Consider the following 23294-nt stretch of genomic DNA (forward strand, 5'->3'; position numbering starts at 1 on the left):
ATGATGCGCATCCAGACCACTTTTCTCATCCGCTACTTGTCACGGTGATGACAAGACTCGGGAGTAACCATTGTGGCCTGATGGGATAGTTGAGGTGCCTTGGCCACAGTCAGGGTGGAGTAACGAACTGCCAACCAATAGTGACAATAGCGACGAGCGCTTTTAGGGGGAAGCGGCGGATTTCCTGACTGTGGGGATTTCACGCCGTACGCACAGTGACCCGCGGCCGGTACCGATGGGCGCTGGCGGTCGTGGCCGTCAGCGCGTTCATGACCACCATGGACAACACGGTGGTCTTCACGGCGCTGCCCACGATCATGGCCGACCTCGACATGTCGTCCTCGGCCAAGGACTGGGTCGCCACCGGGTACATCCTGATGTTCTCCTGCCTGATGATCATGGGCGGGAGGCTCGCCGACGTCTACGGCTGCCGCGTCACGTTCACCTCCGGCATGGTCGTCTTCACCGCCGCGTCGGCCGTCTGCGGGCTCGCCCAGACCTCCGACGTGCTCATCCTCGCCCGCATCGTGCAGGGCGCCGGGGCCGCGCTCGTGCTGCCCGCCACACAGGTGATGGTCACCGTCGGACGCACCGACAAGCAGCGCTCCATCGGCAACATCGCCTTCATCGGCGCCGCGTCCAGCGCGACCGCGCTCGGCCCCACCATCGGCGGCGTCATCGTCCAGCACTGGCACTGGGGCTGGATCTTCCTGATCAACATCCTGCCCGGCATCCTGGTGATCGTCCTCGGCCTGTTCGTCCTCACCTCGCACGGCGAGAACAAGCACGCCCGCATCGACCTGCCCGGTGTGCTGATCTCCGCCACGATGCTGTTCGCGTTCATCTACGGGCTGGAGTCCGGCAACAAGTACGGCTGGGCCAACCCCTCCGTGCTCAGCGTCTTCGCCCTCGGCGCGATCGCGCTGGTCTGCTTCATCCTGGTGGAGAGCTGGGCCCCCGACCCGATGATCGACCTGCGGTTCTTCCGCAACCGCGTCTTCACCGGCGGGCTGATGTCGCAGATGCTCTACGGCATCGGCTTCAACGGCATGATGTTCTACTCGCAGCCGTTCCTGCAGCGCTTCCTGGGCTTCTCGCCCCCCGAGGCCGGCCTCGTCATGCTGCCGCCCGCCATCGCGATCATGGTGCTGACCCCGGTGGCGTTCCTGCTCGCCGCCAAGATCGGCCCGCGCCCGGCGATCGGCGCCGGCATGGTCCTGATGGGCCTCGGGATGTTCCTGTTCTCCACGCTGCAGACCGGCGACGGCTACGCCGACCTGATGCCCGGCGTCATGCTCGTCGGCATCGGCGCCGCCCTGGGCATGCCGCTGGTGATGTACGTGCTGAAGGCCGTCCCGGAGCGGCGGGCGGGCGTCGCCAGCGGCGTCATCAACGTCATCCGCGAGGCGTCCGGCGCGTTCGGCATCGCCATCATCGGCCTCCTCATCTACACCGTCCCCGACGAGGGCGCGAGCGCCACCGAACTGGAGACGTTCCGGGACGGCACCTCGTCCGGCCTCATCCTCGGCGCCGGCCTCGTCCTCATCGGCGGCGTGATCAGCGCCCTCACCCTGCCCAGCCGGCGCGGCTGGCTCGGCCCCAAACACGGCAAGAAGCCGCCCGTCATCCCCGAGCCCGGCCCCGGGCCCGGCCCCCGCGAAACCACCCCCGACCCCATCCCGGTGGCCCCCCTGGGCGCCCCCGTCGACCTGGCCCTCGTCAGCGCGTCCCCACCCAACGCCCCCGTTCCGCTCCCAACCACCTGGGAGGACGAAGCCATGCCGGACGACCGCGCCCCCACCCCGGGCCCCCACTGGTGGACCGACACCGAGACCAAGCCCACCGACGACACGTTCACCTGGCAGAAGGACACCGGCCCGCCGACCCCCTGGCCGGCGCCCCCCGCCGAACCCCCGCCCGCCCCGCCGAACGCCTGGGAAGACTGGCCCACCACGACCAGCACCACATCCCCCTCCGAGAGCGCTCAACGCAACACAGTCCCCATACCTGTCGTCCCGCCCCCACGCGCGACAGGCACCTGGAAGGACACCCCGGAACAGCCCAGCGACGACGACCTCCCACCCCCGCTGACGGCTCACGGCCCATCGGAGACCACCACGAACCGCCGCCCCGAAGACGCACGTGGGCCGACCACCGAGAACATCGGCGACGAAGGACTGACCACGCCGCACCCCAGCCGACCGTCGATCGGTGAGGCGCCCTCCTCCCCCCACGGGACCGACCCAAGTGTCGACAGCGGCCGCCCCAACCCGTCCGCAAGGACCGAGGAAGCCAAGGCACCTCTCACCGAGCCCGCCGACACGGTGGACGCCGAGAAGCCTGGTAAGCGATACCTCGACCAGACCACCGAAGCGCCGTTCGGCGCTGGAAGGATTGCTTCTCCGCACACGGGGACGCACACCGCCGAGGTCAGCCCGTCCCAGAACGGCGAGGGCACGACCGAGCAGCGCTCCGAGCAAGGCGCGCCATTGACGAGCAGTGAGTCTCTCCCTCTGCCGAGGCGCACGAGTGAGAGCCCGGCCCCGGAACTCCTGCGCATCGAACCAGTCCCACCAGCCGACAGCCACCCAGAGCCGCTGAAAGCCGCCTCCGCCGCACACCCGTCCGAGGACATTGAGCCCCTGCTCCACCCCACCACCACCGAAGACACCGCCGCGCTGCCCGGCCGCAGCCAGACAGGACCCCCGGCGGGACGCACCTGGGAACCGGCCCAGGACGTGGGCGCCCAAGCCGGTACCGCCGAGGACACCGGTGCGGGAGTGAGTGACCATCAGGGGGAGTCGGTGGCGGGCGGCGGTGAACGTCCGGGCGACGGCGTCAGGTCGTTGCGCGTGACCGCTCGGGCCGCCTCGGTCGGGGACGCCGGCGCGTTGGTCGGGGAGCCTTCGGGGCAGGGTGTGGGCTCGGCGGACGAGGTCGTGGGCGGGGATGGTGCGGACGGGCCTTCTGCGGAGGACGGTGGGCGGCCCGCGCCGCCGGAGGGGTGGTACGAGCCTTATGTCCCCGAGGAGAGCCCCGTGGACGAGCCGCAACCCACGCCGCGCAGCGACGCCTGGTAGGAGGACAGCGTGAGCAGAATCGTGATCTTCGCGGCGGGGTCGCGGGGGGACATCCAGCCGTGTGTGGCGCTGGGGCGGGTGCTGCGGCGGCGGGGGGACGAGGTGCGGTTGGTGGCGAGTGCGCGGTACTCGCCCATGGTCGTCGCCGCAGGGCTGGAGCTTGCGCCGTTGACGGCGGATCCGGCGGAGATCCTCGAATCGGATGCCGGTCAGGAGTTGCTGGCGGGCGGGCGTAATCCGGTGAAGTTCCTGGGCGGGTTCCGGCGCATTCTGGGGCCGATGGCCGAGCGGCTGTTGGCGGAGTGTTTGGACGCTTGTAAGGATGCCGACCTCATATTGGGGCCCACTCTGGGTTTCCTTCCTCAGCACATTGGTGAGCATCTCGGTGTTCCTTGGGCGCTGATTCATTTCCAGCCGAGCCGGCCTACGGGTGCGTTCCCGCATCCGTTCGTTCCGCAGGCGCGGATGTTCGGGCCGTGGGCGAACCGGGCGAGTTTCCTGGCGGTCGATCAGATCGCGTGGCAGTTGTCGCGGCCGTTCATCAACCCGTGGCGGGACGAGGCGCTGGGGCTGCGGCGGCTGCCGGTGCGGGGCAGGCGCGCGGACGGCGGGACGGTGCTGGCGTGCTTCAGCCCAGTCGTGGTTCCGAGGCCGAAGGACTGGCCGTCCAACGTGAACCTCACCGGGTACTGGTTCCTTGACGAGCCCGAGTGGGAGCCTCCGAAGGAGCTTGCGGAGTTTCTGGCGGCGGGCCCCGCACCGGTGTACGTCGGGTTCGGGAGCATGGTGCCGAAGGACTCCACAATGACCGGAATGGTGGTGCGGACGGCGTTGAAGCTCGCCGGGGTGCGCGGCATCGTGCAGGGCGATCCGGACACTTCGGATGAGCAGGTTCTCGCCGTCCGGGACGTCCCGCACTCGTGGCTGTTCCCGCGAACGGCCGCGGTGGTGCATCACGGCGGTGCGGGGACGACCGCGGCGGGGCTGCGGGCGGGTGTGCCGACCGTGGTGTGCCCGTTCTTCGGCGACCAGCCCTATTGGGGGGAGCGCGTCGCGTCGCTGGGGGCGGGGCCGGCTCCGTTGCCGTTCCGCGCGCTGACGGTCCCCCGGCTCGCGTCGAGGATCCGGCGCGCCGTCCGGGACGAGGACATGGCGGACCAGGCGAGCGAGCTGGGGCGGCGGATCCGGGACGAGGACGGTGTCGGGCGGGCGCGGGAGATCATCGACTCGCTCCTTCGGTGAGGTGTCGTAGCTGCGTCGGATGAACGAGCCGGACTCCGATGGGGCGTCGACGGAAGTCGTCCGTGCCTCGGGGGTAGGTGCATCTGGCGACGGAGTTAGGTTCGCCGTGTAGGGCCTGATCGTGGTGCACGAGATCGGTGACCGTGGCGCAGCGGTGGCCGCTGCGGCTTGTCAGGCGTCGTCCTGCACCTCGCCCCAGTGCCATCCGCTGCCGTCCGGGTTGGGGACGATCGCCCGCTTGGTGCGGGGCGCGCGCGGGGGCGCCGGCTGTGGCGGGCCGTCCGCCCAAGGGGTCCATGGCTCCTCGGACCGCCTGTGTCCGCCGTTCTCTGGGCGGGACGACGCCGCCTCCGAGCCGGGCGGCGTCCGGAAGACCAGCTTCGGTGGTTCTTCGACGGTGGGCGGCGGGACGGGCTTGAAGGCTTCGTTCGCGTCCACCTGCGGGACCCGGTGCGCCCGTCCGGGCGCTGAAGGCTCCGGAGGCTCGCTCGACGGCATGGGAGGCGCCGCGGGTGGCATGTGCGGCGCGGGGCCGTCATCGGGCGTCCTGGGACGCGGCGCAGGCGGTGTGGCGGCGGGTCGGGCGGGGACGGGGGTCGCCTCTTCCCAGTGGAGGGCGTACGGGAACGGCTGCTCGTCCGGCAGGCGGGGCGGCACGGCCGGGCCGGCCGCGGTGAGAGGGGTGCTGCGTTCGCGCAGGTCCATGCGGGTGTGCAGGCCGGCGAGGAAGCCCGGGAGCCACCAGTTGGCGGCGCCCATGAACCGCATCGTGGCCGGGACGAGGAGGGAGCGGACCAGCATGGCGTCCACGACGATGGCGACGAACATGCCGACGCCGATGAGTTTGACGACGGTGATCCCGGCCGTGCTGAACGCGCCGATGACGACGAGGAAGAGCAGGGCGGCGCTGGTGATGATGCTGCCGGTGTGCTGCATGCCGCGCGCGACCGCGGCGCGGTTGTCGTGCGTGAGGTCCCATTCCTCGCGGATGCGGCTGAGCAGGAAGACCTCGTAGTCCATGGACAGGCCGAACACGACGGCGAGGATGAGGATCATGCTGGTGGCCTCGACGCCGCCGGTGGGGGTGAAGTTGAGGATGCCGGCGAGGTGGCCGTACTGGAAGCCCCACACGATCGCGCCGAAGGACGCTCCGATCGACAGCACGTTCATCACGATGGCCTTCAGCGGCAGCACGATGGAGCCGAAGAACATGAACAGAAGGAAGAGCGTGCCGATCCCGACGACGAGCGCCATCTTGGGCAGGGTTTCCATCAGGCTCGACATCAGGTCCATCTGCGCGGCGGTGCTGCCGCCGACGTCGACGTGCATCGGGTAGCCGTCCTTGGACAGGCTCATGCCCCGGATCTTCGTGACGAGGTCCTGGGCGTGCCGGTCCATCGGTTCGTACTTGTGCGTGACGGAGATGCGAACGCCGCCGTACGTGCCGGAGTAGCCGGTGAACTGGGCGTCCGACACGCCTGGCAGCGACCCCAGCTTCTGCCTGAACTCCTCCAGGTAGGGCGGGATGGGCTCGTCCTTGCCGGCGGGCGTCCAGTTGCGCGGGATGAGGTCTCCGGAGACGACGACGTCGATGGGTTCGGCGGACCCGTTGGGGAAGTCCCGCTTGACGGTCTCGACCACGGCGCGGGTGGGGCTGTCCTCGGGTAGGACACGGGCGTCCACGCTGCCGAACTGCACGTTCAGGAACGGCACGAACATCACGCCCAGGATGACGAGCACGATCGCGAAGTACGGCAGCGGATGCTTCATCACGCTGTGGCCGAGGCGGTACCAGAAGCCGCTGTTCGGGTCCCGCTGCGCGCGCTTTGACGTGGGACGCCGCCACGGCATCCGGCCGAATTCGACGCGCGGGCCCAGGAGTGCCAAGAGCGTCGGCAGCAGGACGGTGGCGCCGAAGACGGCGACCATGACGGTGGCGATGCCTGCGAGCCCGATCGTCCGGAGGAACATCTGCGGGAAGAGCAGAAGTCCCGCCAGGGCCGCCGACACGGTGACGCCGCTGACCACGATGGTGCGGCCGGCGGTGGCCATGGTGGTGGACAGCGCGCCCTGCCTGACAGGACGCATCGCCGTTCTGTACGCCTTCTTCGCGGCCTTGCGAGATCTCCTGTCGCGTTCTCGTTTCCAGGGTTTGCCTGCCGCGATGCCCTGCGCGGCCATGTCGCTTGCCAGTTCTTCACGGAACCGGCTGGTGATGAACAGCGAGTAGTCGATCGCCAGGCCGACGCCCATCATCGTGACGACTTCAAGGGCGAAGGACGTCACGTCGGTGGCGTAGGTGACCACATGCAGGACGGCCAGCCCGCCGATCGTCGAGAACACGGCCACGATGATCGGCAGGAAGGAGGCGGTGAGCGCACCGAAAAGGATGACGAGCAGGATGACCAGGGGCAGCGCGGTCATGAGCTCGGCGCGCACGATGTCGGCGACGACCTGTTCGCCGAACTCCTCCCCCAGGGGGATGGCGCCGCCGAACTGGACCTCCAGCCCAGGCGCGCGGAGCTGTTCCTTGACGACGTGGTAGTTCTCGATCATCGTCGCGCCGTCTTCGCCCCGGAGTTTCACGGCGACGAACGTCGAGCGCCGGTCGTGGGACGCGAACGACTCCGCGGCCTTACCGTCGAACGACCAGTACGAGATGATCTCCTCGACGTTGGCCTTGGGCAGCCGCGCGATGGTGGTGACCACGCTCGCCTGGTAGCGCGGGTCGTCCACCGTCATGGTGTCGCTGCTGTAGAGGACGAGGACGTCGGGGTTGGTGCTGCCGAAGTAGGTGGCGCCCAGCTTCGCGACGAGGGTCGAGGACGCGTCGGGGTCCTCGAAGCCGCCCTCCTTGAACTTGGAGAGCACGCCCAGGCCCCAGGCTCCGGCGACGCCCGTCATGATCATGATCAGGACAAGGCTGGTCCAGCGTCGCCGGTGGATGAGACGCCCCAGCCCCGAAAGCATGATCCTCCTGTTTCGTCACGGCCGCCGGGGAGCTGCGTCGCCCCCGCCGGCCCTTGCCCGTCCCGGACCGCCGGCCGCCCGTCCTCTACCGCAGCCGCTCACCCGGGACGGCGCGCCCGCCCAGACGGACGGGGGACCCGTCACGCCGACTTGCGAGACGCCTACTTACGAGACGCCAGTCGAGCCTCTGTCGTTGGCAGCTCGCCGTCAAGGTAACGCTGCCGGGTGGCCGTACGTGCGATCTTTCCGCTGGACGTACGGGCCACGCCACCCGGTTCGATCAACACGAACTCGTGGACGCTCATCTCGTGCTCGACGTTGATGGCGCCCCTTACCGCGGACTCCACCTCGTCCACGTCCACCCGTCCAAGGGGGACGCGGCGGTTGCGCTCGGCGACGACCACGAGCCGCTCGGTCTCCTCCCCAGGCAACGCGAACGCGGCGACGTGGTCGGGGCGGATCGCCGGGTGCGCCTCCTGCGTGGTGACCTCGATGTCCTGCGGGTAGTGGTTGCGGCCGTCCACGATGATGAGGTCCTTGATGCGGCCTGTCACGTACAGCTCGCCCTCGTGGACGACGCCGTAGTCACCGGTCTTCATCCAGGGCCCGGACGGAAGCGCCGTGTTCTCGCCGGCCCCCTGGCGGGTGCCCACCCCCGCCTCCGGTTCCGACAGTTCACCGCCGAACGTCTCCTGGCTGCGTTCGGAATTGCGCCAGTAGCCGGGGGCGGTGTTCGGGCCGTGCACCCAGATTTCGCCGACCTTGCCGTCCGGCTGCTCGACGCGCGCGTCCGGATCGACGATCGCGACGAGCTGCCCGCAGGGCCGCCCGCACGACACCAGCGCGCTGGCCCGTTCGGACTCCTCGTCGCAGAGCCGCAGGTCGCCCTGGGTCAGCGTGTCGCGGTCCACGAAGATGACCTTCGGCGGGACGTCCTCGGCCGCCGCGGTGACGAACACGGTCGCCTCGGCCAGCCCGTATCCCGGCGCCTGCGCGCCCGGACGCAGACCGGCCGGCGCGAACGCCTCAGCGAACATCGACAGCGTGGACGTGCGGATCGGCTCCGCACCGTTCAGGCACGTCGTCAGCCCGGACAGGTCCAGCGCGGCGACCTTCTCCGGCGTCGCCTGGGACGCCACGTACTCGTAGGCGAAGTTCGGCCCCGCGGTGTAGACGTTCTTGCCCGGACGCTGCGAGATCAGCTGGAGCCACCGCATCGGGTTCATGATGAACGAGACGGGGTCGGTGTAGATGGCGTGGTCGCCGCGCACCAGCGGCAGCGCCATCGTCGCGATCAGGCCCATGTCGTGGAACAGCGGCAGCCAGCTCACCAGTTCCGGGTCGGGCTTTTCGGGCGCCCACCCTGCCCAGAGCTGCGCGGCGTTCGCCGTCACGTTCCCGTGGGTGATCTCCACTCCGGCGGGGCGGCGGGTGGAACCCGACGTGTACTGCAGGTACGCGAGGTCGTCGAACGCGATCGGCTCGTCGTCCCACCGCCCGGCCAGGGAGAGGTCGATCTCCTCCGCGAACACGATCTCCTTCGGCTGCGGGACGTCGTGGTCGGCCAGGAACTTCTCGACGTGCGGCAGCGCGTTCCGCGTCGTGACGATGACCGCGGGTTCGGCGTCGGCGTAGGCGCCGATCAGCCGGTCGGCGTGCCCCGGCAGGTCGGGCGAGAACAGCGGCACGGCGATGACGTGCGCGTACATGGCGCCGAGCATCGTCATCATGTATTCGAGGGTCTGCGGCAACAGCAGCGCGGCGCGTTCGCCGGGGCCGGTGACCTGCCGGAGGGTCGCGGCCACCGCCCGAGCGCGCCGGTCCGTCTCTGCCCAGGTCAGCGTGACATGGGCGCCGGACGGGTCGGTCGAGTAGTCGACGAAGGTGTAGGCCGGGGCGTCCGGCTTCTCCTTCGCCCACCTCGCGACCCGCTCGATCAGCGGGGTGCGGCCGGAACCTCCGGGCAGGAGGTCGGGAAGCAGCGAGCCCAATGCCATTGATCATTCTCCCGAGGGGACGAGCCGGGCGGGCCAGGTGAGGGTGGGCGCCGTCGGCGGGTGTGGCGCGCGTAGGGCCGGACGACTGTGTCTGGCGCCCCCCGGCAACCGGCGATGATCGTTAAGCTACCGGATGGTAGTCAGTGCGCGATATTAGCCCGCGGTCACATTCGTCAAGCTCCGGTTTGTCACCACCGTGACAAGAGGAAATCCCCTTTTACAGGTGGGCGTCTACGCGGTCACCGACCGTGCCCGGGGCCTACTGATCGCCGGAGAAGATCTGCTGCACGATTCCTCTGCGGTGCCGTCCCTGGTACGTCGTCTCCGGGTTCACCTCGTCAGGAAGCTCGGCGAGGTAGCGGCTCTCGGCGTCGATCAGCTGTTCCAGCTCGCCGCGGTCGAGAAACACGCCCTTGCATCCCGGGCATTCCTCGATCACGACCCCGTGACGTTCATGGGCGCCGAGCGTGGACTCGCACTTCGGGCATCGCAGCGTCGTGTCTGACATCCCGGATCCCCTGTCCGTCACGACAGCGTTTACTACCAGGCGGCCAGCTTACTGACACGGCCCCCTATTCGGAACGGTGCGGAGACAGGCGTCCGCCGATTCGGCTGTCCGGAACCGGCGAACCCTCGTCCGCCTCGTCCGGCACGCCCGCGGACCCCCGGGAAGGCACTCACGCCCTCTGTGGCCGGGCCCCGGCCCAACCCTTCGGCCGGGCCGGCATCACCCCATGGCCGGGCCGGCCTCCGCCGCCTTGGACGCGGCACGGTACAGCGCGATCCGGCGCCGCCACAGACCGACGCAGGCCGCGCCCCACAGCAGCCCGATCTCGGCCACGAGCGCCGCACCGATGACGATCGCCCAGTCCGTCTCGTCCCGTTCGCTCATCGCGGTCGGGGACATCAGCGTCATCCGGCCCTCACCGGCCGCTGAACGCGCCGGGTCCGGAACGGTCAGCGGCGGCAGTACGGCCGCGTCCGACCCGGGTGCCGACGGTGCCGACGGCGCCGACGTGGGCAGGTCCGGCACGGGGAACTCCTGAACGCCCTGCCCCTCGGCCCCGGACGCTCCCGCCCCCGGCCCACCGGAACCCCCGGAACCGGCGGAGCCCCCGGAACCGGCAAAGGGCATCTGTGCGGCATCACAGGACTCGCCGCCCTCCCCGGGCCGACACGTCTCACCGGAGGACGCCCCGGCGCCCGCACCCGCGCCCGAGTTCGCACCCGCACCCGGGTTCGCCTGACCGTGCCCCCTCGGCTTACCGGTGGGCTTACCGTCCGGTCTTGCCTGACCAGCCGGAGTCGGCTTGCCGCCGGCCCCGGTCGGTTTGCCGCCAGACGGAGACGGCTTGCCGCCGCCAGTCACCCCAGACGGACCAGAAGGCTCGCCGCCCGCACCAGACTGACTGCTCGGACTGGGCTGGGCCGCGCCACCATGCTCTCCCGCCTGACAAGGCTCGCCGCCCTTACACGGCTTGTTCTCACCAGGCTGGTCTGCCGGTGTCGGCTCGCCGCCACCGGTCTCCCCGGACGGACCAGAAGATTCACCGCCCGCACCAGACTGACCACTTGGACTGGGCTGGGCCTCCTGACAAGGCTTGCCGTCAGCGTCGTCGTTGCACGAAGGCGTGTCCCCCTCACCAGGCTGACCGCCCACCGTGGGCTCGTCGCCGCTGGGCGTCCCCGCGTCCGTGGGGTCTTCGCTCCCATCGGGCTGACTGCTGGCACTCGGTTCGGCTCCGCTGGGCTCCCCTGCATGGCAAGGCCTGTCGCCCTTACACGGCGTACTTCCGGGGCTTGGGGCGACGGTGGGTTCGGTGCTCTGGCATGGCTTACCGCCCTCAGTGGGCTGGCCATCATGACCTGTCCCAGGGGACTCGGACGTTTCGCCCTGGCAGGGCGTTCCGTCGCCACTCGGTGGAGTCTCCGCTATCGGGACGGGATCGTCGGAGAGGTTGATTACCGCGCGGGTCGACCGGCGGTCCGTGTTCGCGGCGTCTGCCACGGCCAAGACGCTCAGCGGCTTCGCGGACGGCCCCGAGACCATCGAATTCGGCACTCGGACGGAGGCCGTCCGCTCAACCGCCGTCTCGCCAAGGTCACCCAGGTCGCATCGCAGTTCGTGCCCGGAGTCCGTCTCCGTGCAGGCCGGCGAGTGCGTCGTCCAGGACAACGGATGTTCGGCCATGAGACGCAACGTCGCGTCCCGCGCCGTCCCGCCCTGTGCATGCACTCGGACGGTGTACGCCAGCGCAAAGTCCGGGCCGGTTGTCGTTCTCCCCGTCGCCGTCATGTCCATGAGTAACCGGACAGCGGACGGGCGTTCGTCCGGTACGGCATCGGCGGCTGGGCCGACGAGCGTCAGCGACGGCACGGCCAGTGCGATCGCACCCCAGCGTGTCCTACGGCGCCCCGTTTGCACCCGATCCCCTCTCGCGCTTGCTCTCTCCCTACGGTTGCCAGGGGGCGGCGACGCGGCGCCGGGCACAGACAGTTATTGCCATGTCTCAGCATGTGTAACGTGCATCACTCCGCCAACACCCCCTCTTTCGCACAGTGAAATCGGCTCTCCGTAGAATCCGGGGGAGTCCAAGGGAAGGAGACGGGGTGGCGGAGGCCGTTCGGTCACTGGAGCGTGCGTTCGATCTGCTGGAGCATCTGGCGGACGCGGGGGGCGAAATGGCCCTGTCGGAGTTGACGGAGGCCTCCGGGCTGCCGATGCCGACGATCTACCGTCTGATGCGGACGCTGGTGAACCAGGGGTACGTGCGCCAGGAGCCGTCCAAGCGGTACGCCCTGGGCCCGCGGCTCGTCCGGCTCGGCGAGGGCGCCAGCCGCCTGCTGGGCACGTGGGCGCGCCCGGTGCTGTCCCGCCTCGTGGACGAGGTGGGCGAGACGGCCAACATGGCGGTGCTGGAGGGCGACGAGGCCGTGTACGTCGCGCAGGTGCCGTCCAAGCACTCCATGCGGATGTTCACCGAAGTGGGGCGGCGCGTCCAGCCGCACTGCACCGGCGTGGGGAAGGCGCTGCTGTCACAGCTTTCCGACCAGCGGGTCCGGGAGATCCTCGGGCGCACCGGCATGGACGCGCACACGCCCAACACGCTCACCGACCCCGAAGCCCTGCTGTCCGAACTGGAACGGATCCGCGAGCGGGGGTACGCGCTGGACGACGAAGAGCAGGAACTCGGTGTCCGTTGCCTCGCCGTACCGCTGCGGGGCGCGCCGGCGCTGACCGCGATCTCGGTGTCCGGCCCGTCCGGGCGCATGACACGCGAGGCCGTCCCGAACATCGCGCCGATCATGCAGGAGGCAGCCGAGCGCTTCGCCAAGGAGTTGGGCCCGAGCACGTGAAAAGGCGAGACCATCCACATGGATGGCCTCGCCTTCAACGGGCTGTCAGTCGACGGGTTCGCCCACGATGACGGTCGGACGCCCACCGCGCTCCCAGGCGACGAAGTCGCCCGCGGACTTCACGAGAAGCGTGGCCAGCCAGAGGGCCAGGCCGGCGTCATCGGCGATGCCCGCGATGGGAATCACGTCGGGGATGGCGTCGATCGGGGAGACGATGTAGACGAGGCCCAGGGCGAGCAGTCCGAGCGTCCCGAAGGACATGCCCTTGTACTGCCCGCGGAGGACCGACTTGAGCATCCGGGGGACGGCGCGTACACGTTGCCACAGCCCAGGTGCGTCGGGTTCCAGGGTCTCGCGATAGATCTGCCAGGCCTGCCCTGCGGCGGCCGCACTGCGCTTCCTGTCCACGAGCACTCCTCATACGGACGTTCAGGAGGGCGCGCCCCCGCGGCGCCCACGCTTATCTAGGACGCGGCAAGTGCCGGAAATGTTCCACCGAACCGATCATGAGGCGGGTGTCACAGCCGCCCCGCCGGGACCGGCGCCGGAACGATCGCGAAACACCCCGGGCGGACACTGACCCGAGCATGCGATCGGGGTCACCTCAGGTGAGTTCTTCATCACTCGTGGGCGACGCGCAGCGGGTTCGCGGCGTGTTGCCCGGCGTCCGCTGGCACCATGGGCCGTCGCGGGAGGAGTGCCGCCTCCCCCGGCACGACCGGCATCGCCGTAGACCATCGCAGGAGCCGAAGTATCTGATGAGCGGCGACCATACGCATCACCCCGTCCATGGCACCGCAGGGGGCGCCCCCTACGTCGCGCTGCCCCCGACCGCGGTAGACGGGACCGCCACGGGCTCGACCCGCCTGATCGTGGCCTGGCCCGGTTTCGACCCCCCGCGCACCGCGAGCGCGCTCGCGGCGTCGATCCCGATGACGGGCGTACCGGTATGGCGGGTCTACCTCGACCTGCCCGCACGCCCGGACGGCGGGCTCGGATCGGGCGCGATCCTGCAGACGGAGACCATCGAGACGTACTGCACAGCGGTCGAGAACGCCGCGCAGCACCTCCCCGCCGCCCTGGCGGACATCCGCCGCGATCTCGCCCTGCCGGACGGCCCCATCGGCCTGGTCGGCTTCAGCACGGGCGGCGCCGCCGCACTGCTGGCCGTGGCACGCGACGTCGTGCCGGTGAGCACCGTCGCGCTCGTGGCGCCCGTCGTGGCGCCCTCGCGTGCCGCACGTGCGGTGGAGAAGCGCTCCGGCCTCGAACGGTCCTGGACCGACCGCGCCCGCGCGCTCGCCGACCGGCTCGACCTCGGCGCCATCGCCGCCGACCTCGCCGGACGCGACGTCGCGACACTGCTCATCGGCGGCGCCAAGGACCGCGTCGTCCCCGCCCGCGAGATCACCGCCCTGCGCGACATGCTGCGCCGCCACGCCACCGGCCCCGTGGAGTCCACCACGTTCCGCATGGGACACGCCCTGGCCGCGGAACCCGGCACCGAGGCCCGCGCGCCCATCACCGAAGCCGTGCGCGTGGACGGCGTCCTCACCGACTGGTTCCGCGAACGCCTCGCCACCCCATCGCCGCCGACGCCGGCGCACACCCACCCGGCGCACACCCGCCCGGCGGACGCTCAGCGCGTGGACGCGCCCGCCGGGGAGGCACAGCCGGTGGACGCCGGGCATGGGGCCTGGTCACTGGACGCGGGCGGCGACGCCTCTCAGACACCGAACACGGTCGAGGCCCGCTGCGCAGAGGTGAGCAGCGGACGCTGACCCCCGCAGCCCACCGAGAACGATGTACGAGCGCTGACGCTGTCGGGCGCTGAACTGGTGCGTCTCCGACCGGCAGGCACGATCCGGCGACAGGCGCGATCCGGCCGGATGGCGCGATCGGGCCGACGGACGATCCGGCCGGCGGGCGCGGTTGGGCGCCCGCCGGGCGGGTTCGTGCGCCTCAGGTGATCAGCCGCGCGACAGGACCTCGTACCGGACGGGGATGACACCCGCGCCCGTGCCGCCGACCTTCTTCATCGCGGCCCTGGACAGGTCCAGGCAGCGTCCGCCGGTGTACGGTCCGCGGTCGTTGATGCGGACGGTGACCGAACGGCCGTTGTTCTTGTTGGTCACGCGGACCTTGGAGCCCATCGGCAGCGTCTTGTGCGCAGCCGTCAGCTCGCTCGGGTCGAACGGCTCCCCGCTGGCGGTCATCTGACCCTGCCAGTAGTAGGAGGCCTTGCAGGAGCCCGACTCCACGACCTTGTTCTGCTTCTTCTTCTCGGGTTCGGGCACATGGCCGGCCTGCGTGTCGGGCTTGCGCTTCGGAGTCTTCGTCTTCGCCGGTGACGGCTCCGGTGAGCGGGTCTTGCCGCGGCTCGCCCGCGGCGGTTCCGATCGCGGCCGGTCCCCCAGCGGTGTCGTGGCCTGCGGCGCGGTCTGCGCGGCCTGGGTCGACTTCGTGGTGCCGTCACCGTTGACCAGGGCGAACGCGCCCAATGCGAGGACCGCGGCGGTGGCACCGGAGATGACCAGGATGGTGCGTAGGCGTGCTCGAAGAAGACGCCTGAAAGGGCTACCCACAGAGTGTCCTTTGTTCGGGGACAGGGCCCCGGACGCCCGGCGTGTCGTACCGCCGTTCTCGCGGCGCGTTCAGGCGACGTCGATCGTTCTCGTCCCCGAATCCCCCGCCGCCCGCGGGCTCACGGGCCCACTTCCGCACCGATCTTCAAGGCGCCTGCGCATCATGGTCTTGGGCGCTTGCGCGTCATCGCGGTCACGGCGTCCGGCAGGTGCGGCTGGAAAGGCATCTTTACTTTTGATCTCTAAGACGCCGCACAAGTCCTTGACCGTACGTTGCGTCTCGCGTGAATCAAGCCGCAGGCCCCTGGTTTGTGGGGTTTGTCACCCGATCTTTTGCCCTACGAAGTGGATCAACCGCATGGGGTAACCGGTTTCGAAGATCACATTTACTCGCCTGAGAACGTATGATCTCGGGCAAATAACAAACGCTTGGCCGCAAACGGAACGGGGCGTTCCGCAGATGCGGTCGACACCTGCGGAACGCCCCGTTCCCTCGCCGGCTCAGCCGAGGCCGGGCACGCCCGGCAGCCCGAGCCCGGACGGGTCGAGCAGGGACACCGGGCCGTCCAGCGGACCGTCCGCCCGGGCCGCGACGCGCTCCCGCGCCTTCAGCACCTCCACCACCTGGCCGACGCTGCTCTCGGTCTTGTCGAGGCCGGCGCCGGCCTGGTTGACCGCCTTGTTCGCCTGGCCGAGGACGTCGTCGGCCGGTCCCGGCCGCGCGCGGCGCCCGGCCGGCGGGAAGAGCGTCGTACCGACCGGCAGACCGGCGGGCTGCGCGGAGCCGAGCGTGGACGGGAGGGCCGGCAGAGGCATGCTCAGCGGCGCCTCGGCATAGCGGCCGTTGGGGAGGGCGGTGCCCCCGCCCGCCAGCCCGCCGAGCGAGCCGGTGTTCAGGGCCCCGCCGAGGTTGGTGAGGTTCCCCAGGAGCCTCCCGGGCAGGTCGCCCGCGTTGCCGGGGAGTTCACCCGAGTCGCCGGACGGGACGGGCAGCGCGTCCCCCGCCGAACGGAGGTCGCCCCGGGACGCCGAGCCAAGGCAGTCGCCCTTGGCGAGACCACCCACCGGGGTCTGGCCGGGGACGATCAGCGGGGTCTCCGGAAGGCGCGTCCCGGCGTGGGAGTTGACCGCCTTGCCGGGGTCCAGGGTGCATCCCGCCTGGCGGAAGCCGGTCCCGGCCGGGGCGCTCTGGAGGGCACCGTCGACCGCTCCCGTGGTCAGTTCCGCGGTCTGCCCGGCGACTTCCGTGACGGGCTCGGGGAGCGTCCGGGCGGCCGGCGCGGTCGCGGCGTACGACTCGTAGAAGAGCGTGGTGGACGGGCCCGGCGCGGCGTTCGCCGGTGCGGCCGCGACCGCGAACGCGGCGGCGACCGGAGCGAGGACGGAGATGCTCAGCAGATTTCTGACGGATCGGTTCATGCTTCCCCCCGGGGTATTCGGACTGACCCTGCACGTGTGATGTGCGCCCGCGCGGCTCGCAGAATCCGGCGCACCGTCGACCGGCGACATTAGTACAGGCCGGAAGCGTGCACAGCCGATTGGAGAAGCAATTGGCAAACACCATATAGATCTACGGAAATTGATCGGCGACATCCCCGCGTACACCAAATGGTGACAAGATCCGATAAAGCCGTCCCGGCAATGCGGAACGATCCCACGAACGAAACCCGGCGCACAGACGCCGAACGGGGGCGGCCCGAGGGGCGCCCCCGTTCTGGGTCGTGGGCTGGCTACTCTGTGACGCCGCCCAGGGTGATGGCCTCGTCGACCTCGTTCTTGCGGGCGGCGAGCTCGGCCGCGTAACGCTCCTCGTCGACCTTTTCGGCGATCTCCTCGTCCTGCTTCATCAGCGCCTCAAGGTCGGCCTTGGCGTTGTCGAGGACGCCCATGTCCGCGTAGGCGGCCTGCACCTTGTCGCCCCAGAGCCCCACGTCCCGGACGCACGGGACGATCCGGCTGAACAGCAGCGACTGATAAAGCGTGTACATGTCGGAGTTGTCGACGAATTCCATGCACTTGTCGACCGGCATGTCGAGCTGCTCGAAGACCTCGCGTCCCTTGAAACGGTCCCGCATCAGGTAGCAGCCCTCGACGACGAACTCCTCGCGCTCGGCCCGCTCCTTGTCGGTGAGCTCGGCGTAGTAGTCCTTGAGCGCGAGCCGGCCGAACGCCACGTGCCGCGCCTCGTCCTGCATGACGTAGGCGAGGAGCTGCTTGACCAGCGGGTTCGTCGACATGTCGCGGTAGAGGCCGAACGCGGCGAGGGCGAGGCCCTCGATGAGGACCTGCATGCCGAGGTACGGCAGGTCCCAGCGGCTGTCCTCCAGCGACTCGGCGAGCAGCTTCGCCAGGTCCTGGTTGATCGGGTAGTACATGCCGATCTTCTCGTGCACGAACTTCGTGTACAGCTCGACGTGCCGCGCCTCGTCCATGGTCTGGGTGGCGGCGTAGAACTTGGAGTCCAGGTCGGGGACGGACTGCACGATGCGCGCCGACACGTTCAGCGCACCCTGCTCGCCGTGCAGGAACTGGCTGAACAACCACGAGCCCTGGTGCCGTCCGAACTCGTCGCGCTCCTTCTGCGACATCTTCTCCCAGATGTCGGAGCCGAAGAGCGGGTTGAAGTTCTCCGGCAGGCCGGCGACGTTGACCGGATCGACCTCAAGGCCCCAGTCGATGCGCTTCTGCGCGTCCCACTGTTTGTCCTTGCCCTTCTGGTACAGGTTCAGCAGCCGGTCGCGGCCGTCGTCGTACTCCCAGGTGAAGCGGGTATCACCCGCCATCGGGACGTTCCACGTCTCCTTCGGGACAGGCGTGGTGTAGAGGTCGTAGGAACTCACGGGGGGATCCTCCTCGGGGGGATGACGCCGCGCGATCGCGACGCAGGTGTGCTCCGCCCACGGCTTTACATACCTTGGTAACATGTAAAGCGCCACGAGGCCAGCGTCATGCAAGAACCCACCGACAAACCCGGTCGCAAATCCTCCTGCGAACTTCTCTGGCAAACCCCTCTGGCAAACCGCCCCGCACGACCGGCGGACGGCAGGGGCGAAGACCCCCGGACGACAACACGGACGCGTGTGAGCACGTGTCGCGGCGACGGGTCACCCGGGGGCGTGCGGCGCGAGGGTCAGCGGGATTGGAGGGCGTCCAAGCCCACGGCTTGGGCGATGACCAGGCGGCGGTCGATGCGCGGGTCCTTGATCTCGACGACGTAGCGGTCGCGGATCCCGAACTTCTTGTCGACCGAGAAGACGACCTGGTCACCGGCGTAGAAGTCGAAATGGTACGGCCAGGCGAACGGCAGGGCATCGACGTAGGGGATGACCTGCCAGATGCGGCGCAGCAGCGCGATCGCCTTGTTGCGTTCGCTGCCCGTCGTGACGCCGAGGCCGGGCTGCTCCAGGTGCCAGGTGGAGGCGAGCAGCGACTTCTTGAAGTCCTTGCGGAAGACGCCGATCGGCTGGCCGTGCGCGTCCGTGATGTCGTACGCGGACGCGAGGTCGATGCGCTTGCGGGCCTTGAAACCGAGGATCGGACGGGTCTTGGCGTCGTCCGCGTAGAGGGTCACCTGCTCCTTGAACGCCAGGCGCTTCTGCTGCGCGAAGGCGAGCAGTTCGCCCTCCCCGCCGCCCGGCGCCTCGGCGTGCACCTCGTACTGGTTCACCATCAGGCGGATCCGCTGCCGGATCAGCAGCCGGTTCTGCGCCTGAAGCCGTTCTTCGTCCAGCGGACTCACCCGTTCTGTAGCTTTTTGCGGAGTCTGGCACAGACGAGTGCCCCAGTCAGGACTCTTCGATGTGCGAGGCCAGATAGCCGTGGATCAGCCGCTCCGCCTCGGCGACGATCAGCGGGTCGCCGTCCGGGTCACTGCGGAACGCCATTTTCAGTACGGCGTCGCCTGCCTCCACCGAGATGGCGAGGGCGGTGGCGAGCCCAGGGGTGTCCCGCAGGTCGAACGTCTCGACGATCATCTGGCGGAGCCGGTCGGCGACGACCGCGTTGTTGTCCGCGTCCGAGTCGAGCAGGTTGACGTCCGCGACGTCGCCGAACCGCAGCACCCGGAAGCCGGGGACGGTGCGGTGCATCTCCACGAAGATCTCGATGACCGCGCCGACCGTGTCGGACCAGTCGGCGAAGTCGTCCTCGGCGAGCCGCGCCGAGATCCGCTCCCCGAACACCTCCAGGTTGCGCAGAGCGAGGGCCTGCGCGACCGCGCGCTTGTCGGGGAAGAACTGGTACACCGAGCCGATCGCCACATCGGCGCGCTGCGCGATGCGCGTCGTGGTGAGGCCGTCGTAGCCGTCCTCGTCGAGGATGTCCGCGCAGGCGTCGAGCATCCGCTGGACGCGTTCGGCGCTGCGGCGCTGGGCGGGACGACGGCGGAGCGGAGTCCGGATCTCGGTCACCCCACCATTGTCACCCCAACGTGACGGCCCTCGGCATGCACGACCTGCCGTTCCCCACCGCGGGGTCATGGGAGTCTTCCGTGCACACCACCCGAGCGCCTAATATCCGAAAGCTATTCGCATTTGGCCAGGCATGGGAGAGGGACGCGATGGGGCTTCCGGAAGGCTTCCGCTGGGGCGTCGCCACCGCCGCCTACCAGGTCGAGGGCGCGGCCGACGAGGACGGGCGGGGACCGTCCACCTGGGACACGTTCTCCCGCACACCGGGACGCGTCCGCGACGGCCACACCGGCGACGTCGCCTGTGACCACTATCACCGCTGGCCCGAGGACGTCGCGCTCATGGCCGGCCTCGGCGTCGACTCCTACCGCTTCTCGATCGCGTGGCCGCGCGTCCAGCCGTCCGGGAGCGGACCGGTCAACACCCGGGGACTCGACTTCTACGACCGCCTGGTCGACGGCCTCCTCGCCGAAGGCATCGCCCCCGCCGCGACCCTCTACCACTGGGACCTCCCCCAGCCCCTCGAAGACGCAGGCGGCTGGATGGAACGTGACACCGCCTACCGGTTCGCTGAATTCTCCTACCTCGCCGCCGAACGGCTCGCCGACCGCGTGGAAATGTGGATAACCCTGAACGAGCCGGTGGTCGTCATGGCCTACGGCTACGCGTTCGGCGTCTACGCCCCCGGCCGGACGCTCATGCTCGACGCGCTCCCCACCGCGCACCACCAGCTCCTCGGCCACGGACTCGCCGTCCACGCCCTGCGCAGCCGGAACGCCCGCACCATCGGCCTGACGAACCACTACTCCCCGGCCTGGGCCGCGACCCCCGGCGACCAGCCGGCCGCGGACGCCTTCGACGCGTTCATGAACCGGCTGTTCACCGACCCCGTCCTCCTCGGGCGCTACCCCGCCATCATGGGCGACGCGCCGTTCGTCCGCCCCGAGGACCTCGCCGTCATCGGGGCGCCCATCGACTTCCTCGGCGTGAACTACTACCAGCCGACACGGCTGACGACGCCGTCCGAGGGCCCGCTCCCCTTCGACATCACCGACATCACCGAGTACCCCACGACCGGGATGGGCTGGCCGATCGTCCCCGACGCGTTCCTTTCGCTACTGCGTACGCTCGACTCCAGGTACGACCTGCCGCCGCTCTACATCACCGAGAACGGCTGCTCGTTCCCGGACGAGATCGGCCCGGACGGCGCCGTGGACGACTCGTCCCGCATCGACTTCCTGGACGCCCACATCAAGGCCATGCGGACCGCCACGGAAGAGGGCATCGACATCCGCGGCTACTACGCGTGGTCGCTCCTGGACAACTTCGAATGGGCGGAGGGCTACCACCCGCGCTTCGGCCTCGTCCACGTCGACTACGAGACGCAGAAACGCACGCCGAAGAAGTCCTACACCTGGTACCGCGACCTCATCGCATCCACCCGAGAGCACGCCAAGTCACACTGACACCACCGAACGAGACGACGTCACCGCACGAGACGGTGGGGAAGGCCGTCGCGCTGGCGCGCGAGCGCGCCGCCCGCGCGGGCCTTGCACCGGAGGTGGCCGAGTCGGTCTGGCGGGCGATGATCGGCGCCTTAATCGATCTGGAACTCGCGCAGCACACAGCCGGACGCCCGAACTGAACACGCAGCCCAATACACCCGTCCTGAGCCCCCCGGGCGGACGCCGTCCTGAACGCGAGCGCGGCGCCGCACCGCCGTCCCTCCGCCGCCCGAAGAAACCCTGCATGACGGGACGGCCTCGGACATCAGGTGAGAGCGCCCGCAGATAGTCTGCTCACCCCGCTTCCGCCGTGGAGGTCCCGAATGCCCGACGCGCGTCCGCTGCGCTCCAACGATCCCCGCGAGGTCGGCGGGTTCCGGCTGACCGCCCGGATCGGGGAGGGCTCCCAGGGCAGCGTCTTCCTGGGCGAATCGGACACCGGACAGCGGGTGGCGGTGAAACTCCTGCACGCCGACTTCGGACGCGACGCCCGCGCCCGCACCGGTTTCGAGCGGGAACTGGCCGCCGCCCGGCGCGTCGCCCCGTTCTGCACCGCGCCCGTCGTCGCCGCGGAGGCCGACGGGGACACGCCGTACATCGTCAGCGAGTACATCGACGGGCCTTCCCTGCGTGACCTGGTCTCCGAGCGCGGGGTGGTCACCGCCGCCGAACTGACCCGGCTCGCCATCGGCACCGCGACCGCGCTCGCGGCGATCCAGGACGCGGGCGTCGTCCACCGCGACTTCAAACCGGCCAACGTGCTGCTCGGCGCGGACGGTCCGAAGGTCATCGACTTCGGCATCGCCCGGCCGCTGGACGCCACGTCCGCGACCATGACCGGGGCCGTCGGCACGCCCGCCTACATGGCGCCGGAGCAGGTGGCCGGGACGACCGGCGGCGCGCCGCTGGACATGTTCGCGTGGGGCTGCACGATGGCGTTCGCCGCGAACGGGGTCCCGCCGTTCGGCAACGACTCCGTGCCGGCCATCATGCAGCGGATCCTGTACGGCGAGCCGGACCTGGGCGCGCTGACCGGGGACCTGCGTGATCTGGCCGCGTCCTGCCTGGCGAAGGACCCGGCGGCGCGCCCGACCGCACTTCAGGTTCTGCAGCGGCTACTGGGCTCCGGAACGGGCGCGAACCTCCTCGCGGAAGGCACCTCAGCCGCCGCCCTCCCCGCGGCCCCGCCACCTCCCGCAGCCCCGCCTCCGTTCGCGCCGCCGGACGGTGCGGGGCCGGCCGGAATGTTTCCACCCGCCGTACCGCCTCAGCCCCAGTCTTCGCCGCAGCTTCCGCCTCCGCCTCCGCCGGGATTTCCGTACTCCACGCATCCGGCGGCACCTGGGCGGAGCGGCCGCCCGCTGCTGATCGCCGCCGCAGCCCTGACCGTCGTGCTGTTGGGCGCCTGCGGGGTGGTCGCCGCGGTCCTGCTCAGGGACGGCGAGAAGCCCGGTGCCGAAGGCAAGACGCCGGTGGCCCGGTCTTCTCCCACCGTCACCTCCTCTACCAGCGTGGACGGCTGCGGCTACGAGCCCGTGACCACCGGGCAGGTGAAGGACGTCGGGACGCCGCCTGCGTCATCGGGAGCCCTGCCGGCCGGCGCGACCGTCAAGACCAACCTCGGCACACTCCAACTGGAATTGGACGCCGACAAGGCGCCGTGCGCGGTGAACTCCCTCGCCTACCTCGCGAATCAGAAGTTCTACGACAGCACGGCGTGCCATCGGCTCACGACGAACCCGACCCTGAAGGTCCTTCAGTGCGGCGATCCGTCGGGCACCGGAACCGGCGGCCCCGGCTACAAGTTCGCCAACGAGAACACGACCGGCATCCGGTATACCCGGGGGACCGTGGCCATGGCCAACGCCGGTCCAGATACGAACGGAAGCCAGTTCTTCATCCTTTACGAGGATGCGCAGAATCTGCCCGCCAACTATCCCGTCATCGGCCGCGTCACCTCCGGCATGGAGATCGTGGACAAGGTCGCCGACGCGGGGGTGGGCAACGGCTCCGACGACGGCGAACCGAAACAGGAAATCACCCTCACCGAGTTCCGCACGCTCGGGAGTTAGCGCCTACGCCACCCGGCCGACTCGCATCGGTCACCGTTCCCCCGATGAAGCAGATCTGCCGTCTCGCATGACATGCT

The 23294-nt window shown here is 69.8% G+C and carries 17 protein-coding genes; 7 read left to right on the plus strand and 10 right to left on the minus strand.

All coding sequences use genetic code 11. The features are described from left to right. Window positions 1-215 precede the first annotated feature (215 nt). The gene (locus tag ACTWPP_RS05525) at window positions 216-3080 is read left to right on the plus strand and encodes a DHA2 family efflux MFS transporter permease subunit (RefSeq protein WP_443102982.1); all 2865 of its coding nucleotides are present in this window, start codon (window positions 216-218) and stop codon (window positions 3078-3080) included. Window positions 3081-3089: 9 nt separating this feature from the next. Beyond that, window positions 3090-4322, plus strand: a complete 1233-nt coding sequence (locus ACTWPP_RS05530; protein ID WP_443102983.1) for a glycosyltransferase — start codon at window positions 3090-3092, stop codon at window positions 4320-4322. 171 nt (window positions 4323-4493) lie between these two features. Here ACTWPP_RS05530 and ACTWPP_RS05535 read toward each other — a convergent pair whose 3' ends face one another. From ACTWPP_RS05535 to ACTWPP_RS05550, 4 genes are all read right to left on the minus strand, one after another. After that, the gene (locus tag ACTWPP_RS05535) at window positions 4494-7292 is read right to left on the minus strand and encodes an MMPL family transporter (protein WP_443102984.1); all 2799 of its coding nucleotides are present in this window, start codon (window positions 7290-7292) and stop codon (window positions 4494-4496) included. Window positions 7293-7453: 161 nt separating this feature from the next. Further along, window positions 7454-9289: a fatty acyl-AMP ligase gene (locus tag ACTWPP_RS05540; RefSeq protein WP_443102985.1), complete on the minus strand. Its 1836-nt coding sequence runs from the start codon at window positions 9287-9289 to the stop codon at window positions 7454-7456. 259 nt (window positions 9290-9548) lie between these two features. Continuing rightward, window positions 9549-9797 (minus strand): TFIIB-type zinc ribbon-containing protein, encoded by a 249-nt coding sequence (locus ACTWPP_RS05545; protein ID WP_443102986.1) that lies wholly within the window; start codon window positions 9795-9797, stop codon window positions 9549-9551. A gap of 219 nt (window positions 9798-10016) precedes the next feature. Beyond that, window positions 10017-10322 (minus strand): hypothetical protein, encoded by a 306-nt coding sequence (locus tag ACTWPP_RS05550; protein WP_443102988.1) that lies wholly within the window; start codon window positions 10320-10322, stop codon window positions 10017-10019. 1577 nt (window positions 10323-11899) lie between these two features. Between ACTWPP_RS05550 and ACTWPP_RS05555 the strand changes: the two genes are divergently transcribed. After that, a complete protein-coding gene (locus ACTWPP_RS05555; protein WP_443102989.1) occupies window positions 11900-12646 on the plus strand; it encodes an IclR family transcriptional regulator in 747 nt (248 codons plus the stop codon). A 45-nt stretch (window positions 12647-12691) separates the two neighbouring features. Here ACTWPP_RS05555 and ACTWPP_RS05560 read toward each other — a convergent pair whose 3' ends face one another. Beyond that, window positions 12692-13054 (minus strand): YkvA family protein, encoded by a 363-nt coding sequence (locus tag ACTWPP_RS05560; RefSeq protein ID WP_443102990.1) that lies wholly within the window; start codon window positions 13052-13054, stop codon window positions 12692-12694. Window positions 13055-13404: 350 nt separating this feature from the next. On the opposite strand from ACTWPP_RS05560, the gene ACTWPP_RS05565 reads away from it, so the two are divergent. Continuing rightward, complete coding sequence (locus ACTWPP_RS05565) at window positions 13405-14427, plus strand: hypothetical protein (protein WP_443102991.1); 1023 nt, start codon at window positions 13405-13407, stop codon at window positions 14425-14427. 189 nt (window positions 14428-14616) lie between these two features. On the opposite strand, the gene ACTWPP_RS05570 is transcribed toward ACTWPP_RS05565, so the two are convergent. The 5 genes from ACTWPP_RS05570 to ACTWPP_RS05590 all read right to left on the minus strand — a co-directional run bounded on the left by ACTWPP_RS05570 (window position 14617) and on the right by ACTWPP_RS05590 (window position 19640). Next, a complete protein-coding gene (locus ACTWPP_RS05570) occupies window positions 14617-15231 on the minus strand; it encodes a septal ring lytic transglycosylase RlpA family protein (RefSeq protein ID WP_443102992.1) in 615 nt (204 codons plus the stop codon). A gap of 501 nt (window positions 15232-15732) precedes the next feature. After that, window positions 15733-16650: a hypothetical protein gene (locus ACTWPP_RS05575; RefSeq protein WP_443102993.1), complete on the minus strand. Its 918-nt coding sequence runs from the start codon at window positions 16648-16650 to the stop codon at window positions 15733-15735. 311 nt (window positions 16651-16961) lie between these two features. Next, window positions 16962-18071, minus strand: a complete 1110-nt coding sequence (locus ACTWPP_RS05580) for a ferritin-like domain-containing protein (RefSeq protein ID WP_443102994.1) — start codon at window positions 18069-18071, stop codon at window positions 16962-16964. Window positions 18072-18361: 290 nt separating this feature from the next. Further along, a complete protein-coding gene (locus ACTWPP_RS05585) occupies window positions 18362-18970 on the minus strand; it encodes a hypothetical protein (RefSeq protein WP_443102995.1) in 609 nt (202 codons plus the stop codon). Window positions 18971-19016: 46 nt separating this feature from the next. After that, window positions 19017-19640, minus strand: a complete 624-nt coding sequence (locus ACTWPP_RS05590) for a TetR family transcriptional regulator (protein ID WP_443102996.1) — start codon at window positions 19638-19640, stop codon at window positions 19017-19019. Window positions 19641-19789: 149 nt separating this feature from the next. Between ACTWPP_RS05590 and ACTWPP_RS05595 the strand changes: the two genes are divergently transcribed. The 3 genes from ACTWPP_RS05595 (at window position 19790) to ACTWPP_RS05605 (ending at window position 23217) form a co-directional block, all read left to right on the plus strand. Further along, window positions 19790-21106 (plus strand): GH1 family beta-glucosidase, encoded by a 1317-nt coding sequence (locus tag ACTWPP_RS05595; protein ID WP_443102997.1) that lies wholly within the window; start codon window positions 19790-19792, stop codon window positions 21104-21106. A gap of 35 nt (window positions 21107-21141) precedes the next feature. After that, window positions 21142-21285, plus strand: a complete 144-nt coding sequence (locus ACTWPP_RS05600) for a hypothetical protein (protein ID WP_443102998.1) — start codon at window positions 21142-21144, stop codon at window positions 21283-21285. Between the two features lie 183 nt (window positions 21286-21468). Then, on the plus strand, window positions 21469-23217 hold the full coding sequence (locus ACTWPP_RS05605) for a protein kinase domain-containing protein (protein WP_443102999.1): 1749 nt from the start codon (window positions 21469-21471) through the stop codon (window positions 23215-23217). Window positions 23218-23294 lie beyond the last annotated feature (77 nt).

This window comes from Actinomadura sp. 3N407, assembly GCF_052245875.1.
Classification (GTDB): domain Bacteria; phylum Actinomycetota; class Actinomycetes; order Streptosporangiales; family Streptosporangiaceae; genus Spirillospora.